Below are 19,675 nucleotides of genomic sequence, written 5' to 3' on the forward strand. Positions count from 1 at the left end.
GGGTGTGGGACGTAAAGCGAAGCAGTCCCACACCCCTGCCCCTCCGGCCCGTCACCGCACCCGACAACCCACGCCCGCCGCAGGCGCAACGGCGAGCAACACCCACGGCGGGAAAGCCAAAAACGTGGGAAGTCAGCCAAGCGCAGCCGGATTGGCACAGTGGACCAACGACTCCCCCCGCAAATACCGCCCGACCTCCTCCGCAACGATCCGGGCGGCCTTGTGGGCGACCTGCTGGCTGCCGCCGGCGATGTGCGGGGTGAGCACCACTCCGGGGGCGGTCAGCAGACGGGAGTCGGCCGGCAGCGGCTCCTCGGGGAAGACGTCGAAGCCGGCACCGGCCAGCTGTCCGGAATCCAGCGCGTCGCAGACCGCGTCGTAGTCCAGCAGCGCACCGCGGGCGCAGTTGACCAGGATCGCGCCACGGGGCATCGCGGCGATCTGCGCGCGGCCGATCATGCCCCGGGTCTCCTCGGTGACCCGGGCGTGCAGTGAGACGATGCGGGAGCGGGTCAGCAGCTCGTCGAGGGAGACCTGCTCGGCGATGCCGGCCAGCGCCTCGGGGCGGACGTACGGGTCGTGGACGAGGACCCGGGCGCCCATCGCGGCCAGGACCTTGGCGACCCGGCTGCCGATGGCGCCGAAGCCGATCAGGCCGACGGTGGCGCCGTCGATCTCGATGCCGCAGTTGTCGTAGTCGTAGTAGTCGCCGCGCCAGACGCCGCGGCGCAGATCGGTGTGGGTGTCGCCGACGCCGCGGGCGGCGGCCAGCATCAGGGTCAGGGTGTGCTCCGCGGTGGCGGTGGCGTTGCGTCCGGGGGCGTAGCAGACCGGGACGCCGTGCCGGGTGGCGGCTTCGAGGTTGGCGTTGACCGGTCCGCCGCGGCTGGTGCAGAACAGTTTGAGGTCGGGGCAGTGGGCGAGGATCCGCTCGGTGAGCGGGCCGTGTTCGGTGACGCAGATCTCGACGCCCTGCAACGCCTCGATCATCTCCTCCTCGCTGCCGGACGCCTCGATGACCTCGGCGACCGGACCGAAGGGGGTGTGCGGCCAGTCGAACCGGATCTCGCGGACGTCCAGCGGGGTGTCCCCGGCAGCCGCGCGCACGGCCTCGGTGAACAGGCGCGGGTCGATGAAGTGGTTGCCGGCGGCGAGGACGGTGGTGCTCATGGACGGGGTCTCCTAGGGGGCGGGGCGCGGGCTGCCGTGCGGTCAGTACAGGGCGGGGGTCTGGGCGAGGGCCGGGGCGTTGAAGCTCAGCAGCGCGGTCCGCCCGTGCGCGAGGCGGATCTCGGTGAGGGCGCCGTTGTGCAGCTGGGGGAAGACCCGGCGGTAGTCGGCGAGCGGGATGCCCAGCAGGTGGCAGAGCAGGACCCGGAGGAGGGTGGAGTGCGCGACCAACAGGACCCGGCCGTGCGGCTGTTCGCGGGCGATGTCGGCGAGGCATGCGGCGGCGCGTTCGGCGGCGCGTTGGGGGTCCTCGCCGCCGGGCAGGTGGTCGGCCACCGGGTCGGCGAGGAAGGCGGCCAGCCGCTCGGGGAAGCGGGTCCGCATCTCGTCCCTGGTCAGGCCCTCGCCCTGGCCGAAGTCGAGTTCGTAGAGCCGCTCGTCGATCCGCGGCGTCAGCCCGCAGGCCGCGGCGGCCGGGGCGGCGGTGAGCCGGGCCCGGGAGAGCGGGGAGCTCCAGACGGCGGTGAGACCGGCGGTGACGGCCCAGGTGGCGAGGGTGGCGGCCTGCGCACGTCCGTGGTCGGTGAGCGGCACATCGGTGCGGCCGGCGTAGCGGTTCTCCGCGTGCCAGACGGTCTCGCCGTGGCGTACGAGGATGAAGTCGGTCACGGTGTTGCCCTCCTGCGGGCGTGGTCGGCCACTGCCTGGTCGAGCCAGCCGCGGCGGGTGAGTTCGTCGATGAAGCGGAGGTGGACGGGGGTGTGGCGGGCGGTGCGCTCCGGCCGCGGCGTCAGCTCCCGGTCGATGCGGACCATGGCGTCGGCCGCTTGCAGCAGGCCGGCGCCCGAGGAGGTGGCGGCGAGAACGGCCATGCCGATGGCGCCCTCGGCCTGGGCCGGCAGCCGGACGGGCCGGCCCAGGACGTCGGCGCGCAGCTGGCACCAGTAGGCGTTGCGGGCGCCGCCACCGGTGAGGGTGAGCGGGCCGTCGACCGGTGCACCGAGGTGGTCGAGGTAGTCGAAGCAGAGCCGTTCCAGGCAGGCGACGCCGAGGAGGTAGGCGTGGAACTCGGCGGCGCGGGTGGGGGCGTCGCCGAGCAGGAAGGGCTCGGCCGCGGGAGCCCGGAACGGGAAGCGTTCGCCGCCGCTGGAGACCAGCGGATAGGCGACCGCGTCCGAGTCCAGGGCGGCCGCCCGTGCGGTGAGCGCGTCCAGGTCCTCGCCGCGGAAGTGCCGGGAGAGGGCGCCGGCGCCGCTGCTGGACGCGCCGCCCGGCAGCCAGCTGCCGCCGGGGCCGCGGTGGCAGTAGACGACGCCCGCCGGGTCGCGGACCAGGTGCGGGCTGCTGCCCTTGAGGACGAGGGTGGTGCCCAGCACCGCGTTCCAGGCTCCCGGTGCCAGCGCCCCGGCGCCGATCTGCGCGGCGCAGCCGTCGGTCATCCCGGCGACGATGGTGGTTCCCGCGGGGATGCCGGTGGCCACGGCGGCCTCGGCGCATACCGCGCCGAGCACGCTGCCGGGGCGGACCACGTCGGGCAACAGCCCCTCGGGGACGCCGAGTTCGGCCATCACCCGGTCCGGCCAGCGCTCCTCGACGAGGTGGTAGCCGGTCTTCAGGGCGTGGCTGGCGTCGCCGGCGACCTGATGCCCGGCCAGTCGCCAGGTGACCAGGTCGACCTGGTGCAGCAGCCGGGCCCCGGCCGGGAGGCGGGGCAGGTCCCGCAGCACCGAGACGAGTTTGGGCAGCGCCCAGGACGGCTGCATGCTGCGGTAGCCCAGCTCCTGCCAGACCGCGGCCCCGGCGGCGTTGACCGCCGTGGCCTGCTCGGCGGCGCGCCCGTCGTCGTACATCAGACCCGGGGTGAGCGGGGTGCCGTGGGCGTCGGCGAGCAGGATCGTCCCGGAGGTACCGTCGACGGCCAGCCCGCGGATCCGCCGTGGGTCGAGGTCCGCGAGGGCCTCCCGGCAGGCGGCGGCGAGCGCGTGCCACCACTCCTCGGGGTCCTGTTCGTGCCGGGCGCCGTCGCGCCGGCTGGTCAGCGGGCGGGCGGCGGTGGCGAGCACCTCTCCGGTGCCGTCGACGGCGACGCAGCGCGCGCTCTGGGTGCCGAGGTCGAGGCCGAGCCAGATGCCGTCGAGGGTGGGGGCAGGGGTGCCGCCGGGGCGGTGCGGGTCAGACAAGGGTCCCTCCAGGGGCCGTGCCGGTGGGGTCGACGGGGTGTCCGGTGGCCTCGGCGGGCCGGACGGCGCTCCCCCGCCAGACCGCGCCGCCCCGCCAGCCCGTCTCCCGGGCGAGCCCGCGCCAGGTGAGGAAGTCCTCGTAGAGCGCGGCGTAGAACGCCGAGCGCTCCGGTTCTGGCTCCCAACTGCGGTGCATCCGGACGTACTTGGCGGCGGCGCTGTGCATGCTGGTCTCGGCGCCGGTGCGGACCAGGCCGGTGAGGAAGGCGCCCTTGGCGCCCAGTTCGGTGTCGCCGGAGCGGGCGGTGGGCACGCCGGTCGCATCGGCGATCAGTGCGCACCAGGCGTCGCTGTTGGCACCGCCGCCGCACAGCCGCAGTTCGCTGATGTCCGTACGGGCGGCGGCCAGCGAGTCCCGCAGGACCAGCGAGAGCCCGTCGAAGACCGCGCGCGCCAGGTCGGCCGGGGTGTGTTCCAGCGACAGGCCCCAGAAGGAGCCGCGGGCGCCCGGGTCGAGGAACGGGGCGCGCTCGCCCGCCGGGGAGAGGTACGGCAGGAACATCAGGCCGCGGGCGCCGGGCTCCGACTCGAAGGCCAGCTGCGCCAGCTCCGGCGGGCCCGGCAGATGGAGCAGCCGGGCCGCCCAGCCCAGCACCTCGGCTCCGTTGAGCGTGGGGAAGGCGCGCAGCACCCGCTCCCGCCCGCGGTAGGCGATGTTGATGCCGGACGGCTCGCCGGTGGTGTCGATCTCGGTGCGGACGATCTCGGTGCACAGCGTGGTGCCGAGGATGCTGCACGCCTGGCCGGGGTTGACGACCCCGACCCCGCGGGCGGTGGCGGCGATGTCGTACGGCGCCATCACGACCGGCAGCCCGGCCGGCAGCCCCAGCTCGGCCGCGGCCGTCGCGGTGATCTCGGCGATCCGCTGCTCCTCGCCCAGGACGGTGGGCAGCAGCCGCCGGTAGGCGGTGAGCCCGAACAGGTCGAGGATGTACGGGTCGTAGTCGCCGGTGGCGTGGTCGAGGAACGGGGCCGAGGCGTCGGATTCGTCGCTGGCCAGGACGCCGGTGAAGCGCAGGAAGAGCCAGCCGGCGGCGGTGAGCGAGGTGGCGCTCCGGGCCAGCCGGTCCGGGTCGTGCGCGGCGAGCCAGCTGAACAGGGCGTTGGGCATCCCGGCGCAGGTCAGCGAGCCGTTGCGGCGGAAGGCCGCCTCCAGCACCCCGTCCCGCTGCCAGGCGGTGAGCTGGTCCCCCGCGCGGCCGTCGGACCACAGGACGGCGGGTCCGGTGGGGCGGCCGCGGTCGTCGACGAGCCAGGCGCCGTCGCCCTGGGCGGTGAAGGACACCAGCCAGACCGGGTCGGTGAGCCCGTCCAGCACGGTGCGGACGGTGCGGACGACGGCGTTCCACACGGCGTCCATGTCCTGTTCGGCCCAGCCGGGGTGCGGGCGCAGCACCTCGGTGGCCTGCCGGGCCACGGCGATCTCGGTGCCCCGGTCGTCGAAGACGACGGACTTGATCACCGTGGTGCCGACGTCGATGGTCAGTACGGACATCAGTGGGGTCCTCTCACGCCGGTGCCGAGGCGGTGCCCGCCGCGGCCTCGGCGGTGGCCGCGACTGCCGTGTCCGACTCGTCCGGCAGCTTCAGGAAGTGCGCGAGCAGACAGCTCACCGCATACATCCCGGCGAAGATCCAGACCACCCCTTCGACGCCGAGCGGCCCGACGAAGACCGCGACGACGGCGGGGCCGACGAAGGTGCTGGCCCCCGCGCCCAGGTTGAGGGCGGCCAGCGCCTGTCCCCGGTGCTTCGGCTCCAGGGTGGGCACCAGCGCCGAAAGGGGTACATATCCGGCCAGCGTAGCGCCGTAGAACGCGGCGACCAGAAGGGCCAGCGGGAAGTTCGCGCCCGCGAGGTGCGGGACGTAGAAGAGCAGCAGGGTGCTGACGGTGCAGCCGGCGCCGCCGAACCAGGCGATGGTGCGGCGCCAGCCGAGGCGGTCGCCGGCCACCCCGAACAGCAGGTTGGCGAAGATGTTGGTCGCGAACATCGCGCTGAGCAGGTGCAGCCACTGGGTGAGGCTGAAGCCGACCGTCCTGGTGAAGTGGATCGGCATGATCACGAAGAAGCCGAACTGCGAGGCGGTGTTGATGACCCGGACGAGCGAGCCGACCCCGACCCGCGGGTTGCGCCAGAGGATCGTCACGCTGCCGACCAGCGTGGCCACCGGCCCCTCCCCCGCACCGCGCGGCCGCTTGCCGCCATGGTCGTCGCGGACCAGCAGCAGGGCGACCAGTCCGCCGGCGACCACCAGGGCCAACGCGGCCCAGAGGGTGCCGTAGGCGCCGATCTGCGGGATGAGCCCGCTGGCGACCAGTGAGCCGAGCGTGGGCAGTCCGCCGGTGAAGGCGAACCAGAACCACCCCATGGCCGTACCGAGCCGGGCGCGCGGCGCCACCCCGGCGATCCAGACCAGGAACCCGTAGGCGAACAGCGGATAGCCCAGGCCGCGCAGCCCGTAGCCGAGCATCATCAGCGGATAGCTGGACAGGGGTATCGCGGCGGTGAGGAAGAGCAGCTGGAAGACGGCCCAGACGGCGAGGCCGGTCCACATGACCCGGCGCGGGCCCCACAGGTCGGAGAGCACCCCGGAGAGCCAGGCGGCGATGCCGGCCGCGATCCCGTAGACGGTGAACAGCAGCGCGACCCGGGACTCCGAGAGGTGTCGGTCGATGAGGTACGGCGAGAGATAGCCGGACTCGACCCCGTCTCCGATCATGAAGAGGAGGAGCCCGAGGTATCCCCAGGCGAGGGTCGGCGGCATGCCCAGGCGTGTGATCAGCGAACGCGGCGGAGAGTTCGTCATCGAATCTCCCTTTCTGCGGCGGCGAAGCAGGAGGGGTGAGGGGTGGGGGTGGGACGGAGTGATGGAACAGCCGCGCGGAATCGGGCGTCAATGACCTGCGGAATCTTCGCATCACGCCCGCGACCAGCCGTGTTGTGTCGTACCGGAGCCGCATGTGGACAGCCCGGCCGCGGCTGGTGCAGTGTTAAATCCGTGCGAACATAACGCGGCGAATTCACGCCGGATCGAGGAGAACCGGGAGGGCGGAGCGCGATGGACCGGGTCGAGGCCCAGGAGGAGCGGCGGCGCCGCATACGGGAGACGGTCATCGCCCGCGGCTTCGTCCGCACCGCGGACCTCGCGGAGGAGTTCGCCGTCAGCCTGATGACCGCGCACCGCGATCTGGACGCCCTCCAGGCGCAGGGCTGGTTGCGCAAGGTGCGCGGCGGTGCGACCGGTCTGCCCTCGGCGCAGTTCCACGGCAGCGTCGCGGAGCGGATGGCCACCATGGCGCAGACCAAGCAGCAGCTGGCGCGGGCCGCCGCGACCCAGCTGGTCCCCGGCCAGTCGGTGCTGCTCGACGACAGCACCACCTGCCTGCTGCTGGCGCACCAGGCCGCCGAGCACACCCCGCTGACCGTGATCACCAACTCCCTGCCGGCGATCACCACGCTCGCCAAGGAACCCGGCATCTCCCTGATCACCCTCGGCGGCGCCTACTTCCCCGCCTATGACGCCTTCATGGGCCCGCACACCGCCGATGCGGTACGGGCCTTCCGCGCCGATGTGCTCTTCATGTCCACCACCGCCGTCACCAACGGCCGCTGCTACCACACCTCACCGGAGACCGTGCAGGTCAAGCGGGCCATGATGGAGAGTGCGGGCCGCCGCATCCTGGTGGCCGACCACACCAAGTTCACCAAGGGCGGCCTCTACGCCCTCGCCCCGCTCACCGACTTCGACCTGCTGGTCGTCGACGACGGCCTGGCGGCGGACCAGATCCGCCACATACGAGCGGCCGGCACCGAGGTCATGGTGGTACCGACCAGGCCGTAGGCCCTGCTCCCTCCCCGAGCAGGCGCCGGGCGTCCGAGGCCGCGCGTCAGGTCTCCCGGGAATCCCCCCGACTCCACCCCGTTGTGTCCTCGACGACAGCCACCGGTCAGGGGCTGCCCGTCTTCAGCAGCAGGTTCCACTTGGCCAGCGGCGCGGCGACCGGCTGGAAGATGGTGATGGTGTCGTCGCCGTCGTCGTCGCAGTGGGCGGCGCCACCCCCGGAGTGCACGCCGATGGCCATCGGGGCGTTCGGCTGGGTGACGTACGAACCGCCCGAATCACCGGCCGCGGAACAGGCGTTGGTGTACGAGAGCCCGTCGATGACCGTGCTGCCGTAGTCCACGGTCTGGTCGACCCGGGTGATCTCGCCGCAGTGCCAACCACTGGTCTGCCCGGAATGGCAGATGGACATGCCGGACAGCCCCTCCTGCGAGCCGGTGACGGTGACCGGCGCCCCGCCCTGGCCCGCCACGGACGAACTGACCGTCCACCCCGGCTGGTCGACCTTCACCAGCCCGAAGTCGCCGCCCCGACCGTTGACGCTGTGGTTGCCACCCGGGTTGGAGGTGCCCATCCGGCTGCCGTCCTTGCCGTACGCGGCCTGGTTCGGAGTGCGGGTGCAGTGACCGGCCGTCAGGAATCCCTGGAGTCCGTGCGGGCCGGTCACCGAGAAGCCGACGGAGCAGATGCCCTCGTCGCCGGGCATCCACCGCTCGCCGCCGACGACCGTCCCGCCCTGTTGGTGCGGCGACTGGTTGCTCCGCTCGACGGTGACCGGGACCTCCGTGCGCGCACCGAGGGCGCGCACGGACCGCTCGAAGGCGTCGGTCTGCGGGGTGGACGTGGTGCGGTCGACCCGGATCAGCACACCGTTGGCACGCTCGTCCACACCCCAACCGGTGACGCCGGGCACGCCCTCGCCGGCCAGGCCGTCGATCTGCCGCACCATGTCGGTGAGCACCGCGTGGCTGTGCGGCACGGTCCTGGGCACCGCGCCGGCGGCCCGTACCCGCTGGGCGTCGGTGGCTCCGGTGACCGCGACGATCAGTCTGCCGCTCGACTTGTCGAACCACATCCCGGCGGGCGGCGTGCTCAGCGCCCGGCGTACGGCGGCGGCTGCTCGGTGGGCGTCGACCTCCTGCGCGAGCCGGGTGCGCACCTGCTCCGCGGTCATTCCCAGGTCCCGGCGCATCGCGTCGAGCATGCCGCGCGGCGAGGTCTGCGGCGTCGGATCGGGCTTCGGCACGGCGCGCGCCGGGCTGAGCGGGCCGGCCGCCGCCAGGACGGCGGCGACGGCCGCGCCCCAGAGAGCTGCCTTGCGAGTACGGCGTTTCATCGGGGGTCTCCCTCGCGGTGTCGGGTGCACGTCGGATCCGATGTGGTGAGCGTGCGTGACACCGGGGAGCGCGGCACGAGGAAGATCCCTTGCATCATGGCCGTATGACCAGCGACCCCGGCTCCCAAGTCCCGGCCCACCACGGCCCCGTAGCGTTCCGGGCGCTGCCGGCGGCGCTGCGCAACGTGACCTACTCGGCCGCCCGCCATCCGGGAGCCGCGACACCTGAATGCCCCTCACACGGGCCGGGCGAGTCGGCCGGCGCCGGTGGTCCCGGCGCGGACGACGCCTACGAGGACCTGGCGCAGGGCGCCAACTGCCAGCGCTACGCCTATGCCGTACTGCACCACTTCGGCCTACTGGTACCGCCGTTGCGCTCGGCGGAGCTCTGGGCGGACGGGGCGGCGACCCGGCGGGTCGGGCGGCCGCGGCCGCTGGACCTGGTGCTGTTCGACGGCGGGCCGGTCGCCGGCCGTCCGGAGGGGTACGGCGCCCATGTGGGCGTGCACCTGGGGCCCGACCAGGTGCTGCACCTGTGCCGGGAGGTCGGGCGACCGGTGGTGTGGCGCTATGCGGACTTCGCGGTACGGGCGCGCTATGCGCGGCTGCTCGGCACGAAGCGGGCGGTGCACACGACGGGCCGGTGAGCGCTCACCCGTGGTGCGCGCTCACCGGCCCGGTGCGTTTCAGAAGCCGCCGTCGCCCCCGCCGAAGCCACCGCCGTCGAAGCCACCGCCGTCGCCGAACCCACCGCTGAAGTCATCGGGGTTGAAGTCGGCGCCGGAGAAGTCGCCGCCGTCGGCGCCGGCCGGGCCGCCGAAGTCCGCGCCGTAGGCGTGCGGTGCCGTCATCAGATTGCCGAGTACCGTGCCGACCAGGAGGCCGGGCAGCAGGCCGCCGCCGAAGTAGCCGCCGGCCCACGGCCCGTAGGCCGGGCCCGCGTCCCAGTAGGGGCGGTCGCCGCTCTCGGTGCGGACCGTACGGGCCAGTGGCTCCCGTCCGTCGTCCAGCCGGCTCTTGTCGGCGGCGCAGACCGGTACGGTGCGCTCCGCGCCGCCCTGCGGGGCCCAGGCCACGTCGACGACGGACGGGCCGTGCCGCGGGTCGAAGAAGCAGGGCACCCGGCGCTCGGGCAGCGGCCGGCCCTCCCGTCGTGCGGCGAGCGTGGCCAGCGCGAACCGGCCCTCCTCCAGTGCCTGGGTCACCGCCTGCACATCGCCGGGGTGCCGGGCCGCCGCCATCGCCGACTTGGCGTTCTCGTAGGCGTCCAGCGCCAGGCTGTAGTCCGTGCGCATCGCCTCGTCCGCGCCCGGCTCGCCGGGGCTGAAGTCGAGCCGGTCCAGCTCCTCGCCGAAGGCGGTGATGTCCTCGTCGACGACGACCCGCAGGTCCTCCAGCGCGGCCCGCTCGGCCTCTTCCCGACGCCGGCGGTTGCGGCGGGCGAGGGCGTAGGCACCGCCGCCGCCGACGACGACCAGCACGCCCAGGCCGACCGCGGTACCCGTGTCGAAGCCGGTGCCGCCGGTGCCGCCCCAGGAGTCGGGGGCGTAGCCGTTCGCCGACTGGTCGGCCGTGTCGACGAAGCTGTTGAGCCGCTGGGCGACGGTCGGGTACTGGGACCGCTTGACCGCACCGACCAGGTTCTGCACCGAGCTGCGCGACATCACCCGGGGGTCGGCGCCGGCGTTGAAGCCGTTGCCGAGCTCGACGGCGTAGACGCCGCTGATGCCGACCTTGGTCCGCAGGTCCCGCAGCAGGGTGCCCGGCTGGTACTCGGCGGCCCGCGGCAGCACCGCGACGAAGATCGGCTTGTTCGCGTCCTTGATCTTCTTGGCCAGCGCGTCCGCCTCGGCGGTGGAGAGCTGGCCCGAGGCGCGCGGATCGACGTAGACCGGGCCCTTCTTCAGGGCGGCCGCGGCGTCGTCGAGGCCGCCGGCGGCACGGGCGCCGGGGGCCATCGCCGCGGCCACCGCCAGCAGGGCGGCCACCAGCAGCAGAACCGGTCCGATCAGCGCACGACGGGTTGCGGTGTTCATGGTTCGACGCTACCCGAACAGCACTTTCCAGACAGCACCGGTCCGGGGGTCGCCGCGATCGGCCGGGGGGATTCTCGCCCGCTCCGGGCGTGCTGTCACGCCGGGAATGACCATCCAGGTGGTCGCTCAGCGCGTCGTTTTTGCGGGTCGACGGTCCGGGGATGTTCCGGCTCGTCCCCTCCCCCGAGGAAACGAGGAGACGATGTCCAGGGCAGCCTCGATAGCCACCAATCTGGCCGTCGCCGTCGCCACCACTGCCGTCGGCTGCATGGTGGTCATCACGCTGGCTCCCAGCCACCCCCGCACCGGGAGCTGGTCGTCGGCGGGCACCACCACGGCCTTCTCGGCCGGGCACGGGGGCTCCGCCGCCCGCGCCGCCACCTCCGCCCTCGGCGCGCATCCGGCGCGCCCCGACACCGCCCGGCTCACCGCGCCCGTGACCGGACGGATCGAGGTGACCGCCCCCCGGGACGGCGTCGGCCTCCGGTCGAACGGCAGCTTCGCCGTGGCCTGGCGGAACAGCACCGGCGAGGAGGTGAACATCTGGCTGCGTGCGGACACCGGCCACGGCCGCTCGCAGCGGATGGGGCTGGTCGCGACCCAGGCGAGCGCCCGACCGACCGGTGAGGTGATCGCGACGCTGCCCCGGGTGCCGCCCGGGCCGCACTACTTCCTGGAAGTGGCGACCACCGGTGACGGCGGGGTCCGCGGGTTCAGCGGGACCATCGCCATCACCGGCTGACCATTCGGAGCGACGGCCCGGGACGCGGCCCGGGCCTCGCGCCGGACGTGCCCCGGGCCGCGGATGTCGCGGCCTCCCTCAGGGGCGGCGCGCTCAGGGCGCGGCGAGATCGACCAGTCCCGCCAGCGCCTGCCGGTGCCGCCCCGGCGACCCCAGCGCGAGCTCGTCGCTCTTGGCCCGCTTGAGGAACAGATGCGCCGGGTGTTCCCAGGTCATGCCGATACCGCCGTGCAGCTGGATGCACTCCTGGGCGGCGCGCACCGCCACCGGCGCGCAGTACGCCTGGGCGACCGCCACCGCCACCGCCACGTCGGGGCTGTCGGTGGCCAGCGCGTCCGCGGCGTTGCGGGCGGCGGCCCGGGCCGAGGCGACCTCCAGCCACAGCGCCGCCATCCGGTGCTTGAGCGCCTGGAACGAGCCCACGGGGCGGCCGAACTGGGTGCGCTCGGTCGTGTACCGCACGGTCTCGGTCAGGCACCATTCGGCGATGCCGAGCTGCTCCGAGGCGAGCAGCCCCGCACCGGTCAGCAGGGCGCGCTCGACGGCCGCGCGGGCGCGGTCGCCGGTGGCCAGCAGCCGGCCGGGGGCACCCTCGAAGGTCAGGTGGCTCAGGGGTCGGGTGAGGTCGAGCGGGGTGACGCTCTCGGCCCGTACGCCGTCCGCCGAGGCCTCGACGGCGTAGAGCGCCGGGCCGTCGGGGCCCTCGGCCGGGACGAGCAGCAGCTCGGCGGTCGCGGCGTCGGCGACCGAGGTCACCCGGCCGGTCAGCGCGCCGTCCGGCTCGGCCCGTACGGTCGCGGCCGGCAGCCCGCCGGGGGCGGTGGGCAGCGGGACCGCGAGCACACCGACGGTGCGGCCCTCGGCGAGTGCGGCCAGCGGCGCGGCGACCTCCGGCCGGCCGTGGTCGCAGCCGAGCAGCGCGGTCACCGCGATGACGGCGCTGGTGAGATAGGGCACGGGCGCAACGCAACGGCCCAGCTCCTCCAGCACGACAGCGGCCTCCCGGGCGCTCGCCCCGGCCCCGCCGAGCGGCTCGGGGACCAGCAGTCCCGCGGTGCCGATCTCGGTGGCCAGCGACCGCCACAGCCCGGTGTCGGTGTCATGGGCAAGGTCCGACTCCAGTCCGGCGAGCACGGTGGCCGGATCGCTGCGGTCGGCGAGCAGCGCCCGTACCGCGGTGCGCAGCGCCTCCTCGTCCTCGGAGTACAGCAGGTCGGGCTCGGGGTCGGGCGTGGGGCGGGTCTCGGTGGTCATCGGGGGAGGTCCTTCCACGCGACGTCCTTGTCGGTGCGCGGCTCGGCCGGCAGCCCCAGCACGCGTTCGGCGACGATGTTGAGCAGCACTTCCGAGGTGCCTCCCTCGATGGAGTTCCCCTTGGCACGCAGATAGCGGTAGCCGGCCTCGCGTCCGGTGAAGTCGACGCGCTCGGGGCGGCGCATCGTCCACTCGTCGTAGGTCAGTCCGCCCTCGGCGAGGAACTCCACCTCCCAGCCGCTGATCTCCTGGGCGAGCCGGGCGAAGGCGAGCTTCATCCCGCTCCCCTCCGGGCCGGGCTGGCCCTTGGTGAGCTGCTGGCGCAGTCGCTCGCCGGTCAGCCGGGCGACCTCGGCGTCCACCCAGTGCGTCAACAGCCGCTGGTGCAGGTCGTGGGTGCGCAGTTCGGGGTGGGCGCGCCAGTCGGCGGCGGCCACGCCGATCATGCCGCCCTCCCGGGGGATGCGAGTGCCGCCGATGGCGACCCGCTCGTTCATCAGGGTGGTCTGGGCGACCTTCCAGCCCTCGCCGACCGCGCCGAGGCGGTGGGCGTCGGGGATCCGGACGCCGGTGAGGAAGACCTCGTTGAACTCCGCCTCGCCGGTGATCTGCCGTAGCGGCCGCACCTCGACGCCGGGGTCGGTCATATCGCAGACGAAGTAGCTGATGCCGCGGTGCTTGGGCACGTCGGAGTCGGTGCGGGCGATCAGGATCGCCCAGCGGGCCAGGTGCGCGCTGGACGTCCAGACCTTCTGTCCGTCGACGATCCAGTCTCCCCCGCTCTCGGCTTCGCTCGACCGGGAGGTGCCCCCATCCTCCCGAACCGCGCGGGTGGCCAGAGCAGCCAGGTCCGAGCCGGCGCCGGGCTCGCTGAACAGCTGGCACCACACCTCCTCGCCGGTCCACAGCGGGCGCAGGAGGCGCTGCTTCTGCTCGTCGGTGCCGAAGCGCAGGAGGGTGGGGGCGGCCATGCCGAGTCCGATGCCGATCCGGCCCGGGTCGTTGTCGGGGGCGCCGGCCGCCGCCAACTCCTCGTCCACCACCGCCTGGAGGGACCGGGGCGCGTCCAGTCCGCCGAGGCCCACGGGGAAGTGCACCCACGCGAGCCCGGCGTCGAAGCGGGCGCGCAGGAACTCCAGCCGGTCGGTGGCAGACCAGAGGTGCGGGCCCGCAGGGCCCTCGTCCGAGGGTGTCGAGGGGTGACCGGTGGGCGGGTGCGCAGCGAGCAGCTCGGCGGTGCGCCGGCGCAGGTCCTGGGCGTCGATCATCGGGCCTCCTCCGCTCCGGGGACCACCACGAGCCGTCCGACGGAGGCGCCGTCGGCGACCCGCTGCACCGCGTCGGCGGCCTCCGCCAGCGGCACCCGCCCGCCGATCAGCGGCTTGACCACGCCCTGCGCGGCGAGCTTGGTCAACTCCTCGTGGCAGGCGTCCACGGCGGCCGGGTCCTTGGTGTTGTACAGGCCCCAGTGCAGGCCCAGGATCGCGTAGTTCTTGACCAGGGCGTGGTTGAGGGCCGGGCTGGGGATGGCCCCGCCGGCGAAGCCGACCACGACGATGCGCCCCTCGAAGGCGATGCACTTGGTCGACTTGGTGTACGCCTCGCCGCCCACCGGGTCGTAGACCACGTCCGCGCCCCGGCCGCCGGTGGCCTCCTTGACGGCGGCGACGAGGTCGTCGGTGCGCCGGTCGAGGACCAGGTCGCAGCCGAGGTCACGGGCGATGCGGGCCTTGTCCTCGCCGCCCACCACGCCGATGACCCGGGCGCCGGCGGCCTTGCCGAGCTGGACGGCGGCGCTGCCGACGCCCCCGGCCGCGGCGTGCACCAGCAGCGTCTCGCCGGCCTGGATCCGGGCCCGGCGGTGCAGTCCGAACCAGCCGGTCTGGTAGCCGATGTGCAGCGCGGCGGCCTCGGCGTCGTCCAGTGCCTCGGGGGCGGGGCGCACCGTCGCCGCGTCGACGACCACGCGCTCGGCGAAGCCGCCGTCGGGCAGCGGGGGCTGGGCCAGGACCCGCGTGCCGACCTCACCGGCCGCCCCCTCCCCCACCGCCAACACCTCACCGCAGATCTCCACGCCCGGGGTGAACGGCAGCGGCGGCCGCACCTGGTAGTGGCCGCGGCACAGCAGCGCGTCCGGGAAGTTGACGTTGGCGGCCCGCACCTTCAGCAGCAGCCGGCCCGGCCCCGGCTGCGGGTCCGGCACCTCCTCCAGCCGCATCACCTCACGCGGCTCGCCGTTCGCATGCACGCGCCATGCCTTCACCTGGTGCCTCCACAGACCTCGGGTACGCGGGTGGGGCGAGGGCGCACGACCCCCTCGCCAGCGGCATACTAAGCGGTCGGTATCCCCTGAGGGAACCGTCTCGAAAGGTCTCCGGCGAGTCTTGGCCACGGTCCACCGCCGGCCGCACCCCGGGCTGCCCGACCACCGACCCCACCCGGCACCCGGTACCCAGCACCCCGGACCCCGGACCCTGGTACCGACAGGGTCAGGCTCCGGCGCGCCGGATGCCGGAGACTGACCGGCATGGACGCATCTCCGATGGACGCCCCCACCGCGTTGGGGGACTTTCTGCGCACCCGGCGCGCCCGGCTCCGGCCGGAGGACGTCGGCCTGGTCTCCTACGGGACGCGCCGCCGGGTCCCGGGACTGCGCCGCGAGGAGCTGGCACAGCTCGCCGGCGTCAGCGTCGCCTACTACACCCGCCTGGAACAGGGGCAGAGCCACAACGCCTCGGAGGGGGTGCTGGACGCGCTGGCCCGCGCGCTGCGGCTGACCGGCGACGAGCGGACCCACCTGCGCGCGCTCGCCCGTCCCGCGAGGGCGCAGCGGCGCCCCGCGGTGCGCCACGAGAGGGTGCGCCCCGGTGTACGCCGGCTGCTCACCGCCATGGACGGGGTACCGGCCGTCGCACTCGGACCGCGCTTCGAGATCCTGGGGTGGAACCGCCTCGGGCACGCACTGATCGCCGGGCACCTCGACGTCGACAGCCCCGACCGTCCGCTGGACCGCCCCAACGCCCAGCGGCTGCTGTTCCTCGACCCGCACACCCGCGAGCTGTACCCGGACCGCGACACGGAGGCCCGGCGCGCCGTCGCCGCACTGCGGGTGACCGCGGGCCAGTACCCCGACGACCGTCAACTCGCCGAGTTGATCGGCGAGTTGACGATGAAGTCCAGTGAGTTCAGCGGTCTGTGGTCCCGGCACGTGGTGGACAACTGCACCTACGGCACCAAGCGGTTCCACCATCCACTGGTCGGCGAGCTGGAGCTGGACTTCGAGATGATGCGGACGCCGGACGGGTCCGGGCAGGGCGTGTTGATGTACACCGCCGCGGAGGGTTCGCCGTCGGAGGCGGCGCTGCGGCTACTCGCCGCGGAGCGCGGCCCAGAAGTCCGGGTCCTCGAACCCGAGCGCCCATAGGCCGGTGCCCCGCACCCCGTACTTCCGCAGCAGCGGCAGCTGGGCCCGGACGCCCTGTGCGTCCTGGTACCAGACCTCGTGCTCCACGCCGTCCTTCTCGTAGAGGAAGTACGGGGTGCCGGAGACCTCGTCGAAGCGGTACTCCGCGCCCGCCTGTTCGCGCAGCGCCTCGGCCTGCTTCCAGGTGAGGTGGCCGGCGTGGCCGGTGGTCCCCACGGTCCAGTCCCAGCCGTAGCCGGGGAAGGCCACCTCGATCTTGTCCCTGGGGATGGTGTCGGTGGCGTAGCGCAGGAACTCGTCGTACCAGGCCGAGGAGGACAACGGGCCGGCGTCGCCGCCCGACCAGTGCAGGTCGTAGCCCATGATGCGGATCCGGTCGGCGTACCTGCCGAGCCGCTCGTAGTCGAAGGCGGTACCCGAGCCCCGGACCCGGGCCATCACGGTGACCACGCACTGCTTGTCGCGGTCATGGAGCCGTGCGCACAGGTCCTCGACCAGCGCGTCGTAGCCGGTCCGCACCTGCTCGCGGGCCGCCGCGTCGCCGGTGACCGCCATCGTCTCGTAGTCCAGGTCGATCCCGTCGTACGACTGGCTCGCCACCAGGTCCAGCAGCGTGTCGACGTGGTCCCGGCGCCACACGGGGTCGTGCATCATCTCGGCCATGTCATCGGCACCGAGGGTCTCGGTCACGGTGGGCACGACGTCGATCCCGGCATCGTGCAGCCCGTCGATGATGCTGCGTCGGCCCGCTCCCGGGTGCGCGTTGATGGTGGTGTCGGAGGTGGTCTCGTACCAGAAGGGGCTGACCGTGTGCAGTTGGGAGGCGTGCCGCAGCGCGTCACGGTAGGCGGCGTCGACGTCGCCCCAGTAGGGCAGCCAGGCCGAGGCGGTACGCCCGCGCCGCCCCGGGGAGTCGGTCGCGGCGGCGGCCGGGGCGAACGACGTGGTGAGCACGGCCACGGCGAGCAGCAGCGCAAGCCCGGTGCGCGACCGGGAGCGTGAAGGGTGGTCCATGCCCCGAGCATCACCCGGCACGATCACTGACGCACCGTCAACTCCGCCGAACGGGGCGCCGCGGACCGCCGGGCCGACGCCTTCCTACGTCCGCCCGGATCGCTGCTGTGCGTCCCGCAGGGTCTCGGACGGCGTCGACCACCGGGCCCGTATCACCGTGAAGCCGGCCTGCTCACAGGCCACGCAGACCAGCTCGTCGTCGTCCACGACGTGGCGGATCTCGCGGTCGCGGGCGAGCCGCCGCAGGATCTCCAGCTTGGTGTGCCGGGCCGGGCGCCGATCACTGTTGGGCCGCATCCACAACCGGCCCTTGGGGAGGCCGTGTTGGGCGAGCCAGGCCAGCGTGTCGCGGCGACAGCGTTCCGGACGGCCCGTCAGGTAGACCACCTCGCTGTCCTCGGTGCTGCGCAGCGCCAGCGCCACCCCCTCGGCGAGCGGCGGGTCCTCGGTGGCCGCCGCGAAGAAGGCCTGCCAGTCGCGCGGATTGCGCTGCAACCAGTGCTGCCGGTGGCCGGAGTCCGCCAGCGTGCCGTCCAGGTCGAAGACCGCCAGGGGGCGCGTCGTCATGCCGTCGTCATCCTCTTCCGTCGCTGTCCATCGCCGGGCGACTCGGGTGCGGTGACCGCGATCCGACCGGATTCGATCCCTTGTGCGAGGGAGAGGCGATCGTACGCGATGTCGGCACAGGTCGTGGCATCCATCCGCAAACGGATGTCGGGGCGCTCGGCGGGGCCGTCCGCATAGCCCGGCCCGTCGCCCCCGAGGAGCACATGGAACTCCCCCTCGTCCAGGGCGATGTCGACCACCTCGACGTCGCCCTCCGCGAAGTGCCGGGCGAGCCGGGTGAGCAGCGGTACCGCGAACCAGTGGGCCCGCACCGCGTCCGTCGGGCGCCGCTCGTCGAGGGCGGGCGCGCCCCAGTCGGCGAGGGCGGTGAGCGCGGGCAGCAGGGTGCGACCGCGGGCGGTGAGCTCGTAGACGTACGCGGCGCCGGGCGGGGCGAGGCGGCGGCGGGTGACCAGGTCGTCCCGCTCCATGTCCTTCAGGCGGGAGGCGAGCATGTCCGTGCTGACGCCGGGCAGGTCGGCGTGGAGGTCGGTGTAGCGCCGGGAGCCGCCCAGCAGTTCCCGGACGATCAGGAGCGTCCAGCGGTCGCCGACGGCGTCCAGGGCTCGGGCGACGGCGCAGTACTGGTCATAGCTTCGGCGCGGCATGGCACCAGCATAGACAGAAGTTGGACTTTCCAAGTCCCCACTTGGTAAAACCAAGTACGTTGTGACGAGTGCTGCCGCGCCGAGCGGTGAGCGAGGGACCGGGAGGCCACCGCATGCAGTTCAAGCAGTCCAGCAAGTTGGCCGATGTCTGCTACGAGATCCGCGGGCCGGTGATCGAGCACGCCGACGCGCTGGAGGAGGCCGGCCACAGCGTGCTGCGGCTGAACACCGGCAATCCGGCGCTGTTCGGCTTCGAATGCCCCGAGGAGATCCTCCAGGACGTGATGCGCAACCTCGCGCGCGCCCACGGCTACACGGACTCCCGCGGCATCCTCTCGGCCCGCCGCGCCGTGGCCCAGCACTACCAGCAGGTCGGGCTGCCGGACGTCGGCGTCGACGACGTCTACCTCGGCAACGGCGTCTCCGAGCTGGTCACGATGGCGGTGACGGCGCTGCTCGACGACGGCGACGAGATCCTCATCCCGGCGCCCGACTTCCCCCTCTGGACGGCGGTCACCACCCTCGCCGGCGGCAAGGCCGTGCACTACCTGTGCGACGAGTCCGCGGACTGGCTGCCGGACCTCGACGACCTCGCCTCGAAGATCACCGACCGGACCCGGGCGCTGGTCATCATCAACCCCAACAACCCCACCGGCGCGGTCTACCCGCGCGAACTGCTGGAAGGCATGCTGGACCTCGCCCGGCGCCACCAGCTGATGGTCTTCGCCGACGAGATCTACGACCGGATCCTCTACGACGACGCGGTGCACCACCACGCCGCGGTGCTCGCCCCCGACCTGGTGTGCCTGACCTTCAGCGGACTGTCCAAGTCCTATCGCGTGGCCGGATTCCGCTCCGGCTGGCTGGTGGTCTCCGGCCCCAAGCAGCACGCCGCCGACTACCTGGAGGGCCTGGGCACCCTCGCCTCGATGCGGCTGTGCCCGAACGCGCCCGCCCAGTATGCCGTCCAGGCGGCCCTCGGCGGCCGGCAGTCCATCAAGGACCTGGTCCTGCCCGGCGGCCGGCTGCGCGAGCAGCGCGACCGGGCCTGGGAGCGACTGAACGAGATTCCGGGTGTCTCCTGCGTCAAGCCCAAGGGCGCGCTCTACGCCTTCCCCCGTCTGGACCCGGCCGTCCACAAGATCCACGACGACGAGAAGTTCGTCCTGGACCTCCTGCTGCGGGAGAAGATCCAGGTCGTCCAGGGCACCGGTTTCAACTGGCCCCGCCCGGACCACTTCCGCATCCTCACCCTGCCGCACGCCGACGACCTCGACGCCGCGATCAGCCGGATCGGCCGCTTCCTGGCGGGCTACCGTCAGTGACGGCGGCCCCGCGCCGGCCACCGTCTTGACGTCACCCGAACGGCGGTATCCCGAAGGGCCCTTGAGCGCAGGGCCCGC

At 73.4% G+C, this 19,675-nt stretch carries 18 protein-coding genes; 5 read left to right on the forward strand and 13 right to left on the reverse strand.

Annotated elements, in window-relative coordinates; translation table 11 throughout:
• Window positions 1-132: 132 nt before the first annotated feature.
• Genes AB0C96_RS38725 through AB0C96_RS38745 form a run of 5 tightly spaced genes read right to left on the reverse strand, consistent with a single transcriptional unit; the run spans window position 133 to window position 6,217 of the window.
• On the reverse strand, window positions 133-1,170 hold the full coding sequence (locus AB0C96_RS38725) for a 2-hydroxyacid dehydrogenase (protein WP_362924436.1): 1,038 nt from the start codon (window positions 1,168-1,170) through the stop codon (window positions 133-135).
• Between the two features lie 42 nt (window positions 1,171-1,212).
• Window positions 1,213-1,839 (reverse strand): histidine phosphatase family protein, encoded by a 627-nt coding sequence (locus AB0C96_RS38730; RefSeq protein WP_362924438.1) that lies wholly within the window; start codon window positions 1,837-1,839, stop codon window positions 1,213-1,215.
• Entirely contained in the window at window positions 1,836-3,350 is a 1,515-nt protein-coding gene (locus AB0C96_RS38735) for an FGGY family carbohydrate kinase (protein ID WP_362924440.1), read from the reverse strand. Before AB0C96_RS38735 ends, AB0C96_RS38730 begins: the two co-directional genes overlap by 4 nt.
• Window positions 3,343-4,905 (reverse strand): FGGY-family carbohydrate kinase, encoded by a 1,563-nt coding sequence (locus AB0C96_RS38740; RefSeq protein ID WP_362924442.1) that lies wholly within the window; start codon window positions 4,903-4,905, stop codon window positions 3,343-3,345. The genes AB0C96_RS38735 and AB0C96_RS38740 overlap by 8 nt, the downstream gene beginning before the upstream one ends.
• A 13-nt stretch (window positions 4,906-4,918) precedes the next feature.
• On the reverse strand, window positions 4,919-6,217 hold the full coding sequence (locus AB0C96_RS38745; protein WP_362924444.1) for an MFS transporter: 1,299 nt from the start codon (window positions 6,215-6,217) through the stop codon (window positions 4,919-4,921).
• 252 nt (window positions 6,218-6,469) lie between these two features.
• On the opposite strand from AB0C96_RS38745, the gene AB0C96_RS38750 reads away from it, so the two are divergent.
• Window positions 6,470-7,252 (forward strand): DeoR/GlpR family DNA-binding transcription regulator, encoded by a 783-nt coding sequence (locus AB0C96_RS38750; protein WP_362924446.1) that lies wholly within the window; start codon window positions 6,470-6,472, stop codon window positions 7,250-7,252.
• A 106-nt stretch (window positions 7,253-7,358) separates the two neighbouring features.
• On the opposite strand, the gene AB0C96_RS38755 is transcribed toward AB0C96_RS38750, so the two are convergent.
• Window positions 7,359-8,588 carry a S1 family peptidase gene (locus AB0C96_RS38755; RefSeq protein WP_362924448.1) on the reverse strand — a complete coding sequence of 410 codons (1,230 nt, stop codon included), beginning with the start codon at window positions 8,586-8,588 and terminating at the stop codon, window positions 7,359-7,361.
• Window positions 8,589-8,692: 104 nt separating this feature from the next.
• Here AB0C96_RS38755 and AB0C96_RS38760 point away from each other — a divergent pair, with 104 nt between their 5' ends.
• Window positions 8,693-9,235, forward strand: a complete 543-nt coding sequence (locus AB0C96_RS38760) for a cell wall hydrolase (RefSeq protein WP_362924450.1) — start codon at window positions 8,693-8,695, stop codon at window positions 9,233-9,235.
• A gap of 39 nt (window positions 9,236-9,274) precedes the next feature.
• Here the strand turns inward: AB0C96_RS38760 and AB0C96_RS38765 are convergent, their stop codons facing one another.
• Window positions 9,275-10,624, reverse strand: coding sequence for a hypothetical protein (locus AB0C96_RS38765; RefSeq protein WP_362924452.1), 1,350 nt, complete (start codon window positions 10,622-10,624; stop codon window positions 9,275-9,277).
• Window positions 10,625-10,826: 202 nt separating this feature from the next.
• On the opposite strand from AB0C96_RS38765, the gene AB0C96_RS38770 reads away from it, so the two are divergent.
• Window positions 10,827-11,366 carry a hypothetical protein gene (locus AB0C96_RS38770; protein WP_362924453.1) on the forward strand — a complete coding sequence of 180 codons (540 nt, stop codon included), beginning with the start codon at window positions 10,827-10,829 and terminating at the stop codon, window positions 11,364-11,366.
• A gap of 93 nt (window positions 11,367-11,459) precedes the next feature.
• On the opposite strand, the gene AB0C96_RS38775 is transcribed toward AB0C96_RS38770, so the two are convergent.
• From AB0C96_RS38775 to AB0C96_RS38785, 3 genes are read right to left on the reverse strand one after another with little or no spacing between them, the layout of a single operon-like run.
• Window positions 11,460-12,620, reverse strand: coding sequence for an acyl-CoA dehydrogenase family protein (locus AB0C96_RS38775; RefSeq protein ID WP_362924455.1), 1,161 nt, complete (start codon window positions 12,618-12,620; stop codon window positions 11,460-11,462).
• Entirely contained in the window at window positions 12,617-13,888 is a 1,272-nt protein-coding gene (locus AB0C96_RS38780) for an acyl-CoA dehydrogenase family protein (RefSeq protein WP_362924457.1), read from the reverse strand. The genes AB0C96_RS38775 and AB0C96_RS38780 overlap by 4 nt, the downstream gene beginning before the upstream one ends.
• Window positions 13,885-14,883 (reverse strand): NADPH:quinone oxidoreductase family protein, encoded by a 999-nt coding sequence (locus AB0C96_RS38785; RefSeq protein ID WP_362924458.1) that lies wholly within the window; start codon window positions 14,881-14,883, stop codon window positions 13,885-13,887. The genes AB0C96_RS38780 and AB0C96_RS38785 overlap by 4 nt, the downstream gene beginning before the upstream one ends.
• Window positions 14,884-15,147: 264 nt before the next feature.
• Between AB0C96_RS38785 and AB0C96_RS38790 the strand changes: the two genes are divergently transcribed.
• Complete coding sequence (locus AB0C96_RS38790) at window positions 15,148-16,044, forward strand: helix-turn-helix transcriptional regulator (RefSeq protein WP_362924459.1); 897 nt, start codon at window positions 15,148-15,150, stop codon at window positions 16,042-16,044.
• On the opposite strand, the gene AB0C96_RS38795 is transcribed toward AB0C96_RS38790, so the two are convergent.
• The 3 genes from AB0C96_RS38795 to AB0C96_RS38805 all read right to left on the reverse strand — a co-directional run bounded on the left by AB0C96_RS38795 (window position 15,988) and on the right by AB0C96_RS38805 (window position 18,272).
• Window positions 15,988-17,058, reverse strand: a complete 1,071-nt coding sequence (locus AB0C96_RS38795; protein ID WP_362924461.1) for a glycosyl hydrolase family 18 protein — start codon at window positions 17,056-17,058, stop codon at window positions 15,988-15,990. The two genes, AB0C96_RS38790 and AB0C96_RS38795, sit on opposite strands and share 57 nt — an antisense overlap.
• 84 nt (window positions 17,059-17,142) lie before the next feature.
• The gene (locus AB0C96_RS38800) at window positions 17,143-17,625 is read right to left on the reverse strand and encodes a hypothetical protein (protein ID WP_362924462.1); all 483 of its coding nucleotides are present in this window, start codon (window positions 17,623-17,625) and stop codon (window positions 17,143-17,145) included.
• A complete protein-coding gene (locus AB0C96_RS38805) occupies window positions 17,622-18,272 on the reverse strand; it encodes a helix-turn-helix domain-containing protein (protein WP_362924464.1) in 651 nt (216 codons plus the stop codon). The genes AB0C96_RS38800 and AB0C96_RS38805 overlap by 4 nt, the downstream gene beginning before the upstream one ends.
• Before the next feature lie 113 nt (window positions 18,273-18,385).
• Here AB0C96_RS38805 and AB0C96_RS38810 point away from each other — a divergent pair, with 113 nt between their 5' ends.
• Complete coding sequence (locus AB0C96_RS38810) at window positions 18,386-19,597, forward strand: pyridoxal phosphate-dependent aminotransferase (RefSeq protein WP_362924465.1); 1,212 nt, start codon at window positions 18,386-18,388, stop codon at window positions 19,595-19,597.
• The last annotated feature ends 78 nt before the right edge of the window (window positions 19,598-19,675 follow it).

The sequence above is a fragment of the Streptomyces sp. NPDC048506 genome (assembly GCF_040651315.1).
GTDB lineage: Bacteria > Actinomycetota > Actinomycetes > Streptomycetales > Streptomycetaceae > Streptomyces.

What these genes read in the sequence shown, in the direction of transcription:
- AB0C96_RS38740 (WP_362924442.1), bottom strand. Translation starts at nt 4,905, where the DNA reads ATGTCCGTACTGACCATCGACGTCGGCACCACGGTGATCAAGTCCGTC.
- AB0C96_RS38745 (WP_362924444.1), bottom strand. Translation starts at nt 6,217, where the DNA reads ATGACGAACTCTCCGCCGCGTTCGCTGATCACACGCCTGGGCATGCCG.
- AB0C96_RS38780 (WP_362924457.1), bottom strand. Translation starts at nt 13,888, where the DNA reads ATGATCGACGCCCAGGACCTGCGCCGGCGCACCGCCGAGCTGCTCGCT.
- AB0C96_RS38755 (WP_362924448.1), bottom strand. Translation starts at nt 8,588, where the DNA reads ATGAAACGCCGTACTCGCAAGGCAGCTCTCTGGGGCGCGGCCGTCGCC.
- AB0C96_RS38805 (WP_362924464.1), bottom strand. Translation starts at nt 18,272, where the DNA reads ATGCCGCGCCGAAGCTATGACCAGTACTGCGCCGTCGCCCGAGCCCTG.
- AB0C96_RS38750 (WP_362924446.1), top strand. Translation starts at nt 6,470, where the DNA reads ATGGACCGGGTCGAGGCCCAGGAGGAGCGGCGGCGCCGCATACGGGAG.
- AB0C96_RS38795 (WP_362924461.1), bottom strand. Translation starts at nt 17,058, where the DNA reads ATGGACCACCCTTCACGCTCCCGGTCGCGCACCGGGCTTGCGCTGCTG.
- AB0C96_RS38810 (WP_362924465.1), top strand. Translation starts at nt 18,386, where the DNA reads ATGCAGTTCAAGCAGTCCAGCAAGTTGGCCGATGTCTGCTACGAGATC.
- AB0C96_RS38760 (WP_362924450.1), top strand. Translation starts at nt 8,693, where the DNA reads ATGACCAGCGACCCCGGCTCCCAAGTCCCGGCCCACCACGGCCCCGTA.
- AB0C96_RS38800 (WP_362924462.1), bottom strand. Translation starts at nt 17,625, where the DNA reads ATGACGACGCGCCCCCTGGCGGTCTTCGACCTGGACGGCACGCTGGCG.
- AB0C96_RS38725 (WP_362924436.1), bottom strand. Translation starts at nt 1,170, where the DNA reads ATGAGCACCACCGTCCTCGCCGCCGGCAACCACTTCATCGACCCGCGC.
- AB0C96_RS38775 (WP_362924455.1), bottom strand. Translation starts at nt 12,620, where the DNA reads ATGACCACCGAGACCCGCCCCACGCCCGACCCCGAGCCCGACCTGCTG.
- AB0C96_RS38790 (WP_362924459.1), top strand. Translation starts at nt 15,148, where the DNA reads ATGGACGCATCTCCGATGGACGCCCCCACCGCGTTGGGGGACTTTCTG.
- AB0C96_RS38770 (WP_362924453.1), top strand. Translation starts at nt 10,827, where the DNA reads ATGTCCAGGGCAGCCTCGATAGCCACCAATCTGGCCGTCGCCGTCGCC.
- AB0C96_RS38765 (WP_362924452.1), bottom strand. Translation starts at nt 10,624, where the DNA reads ATGAACACCGCAACCCGTCGTGCGCTGATCGGACCGGTTCTGCTGCTG.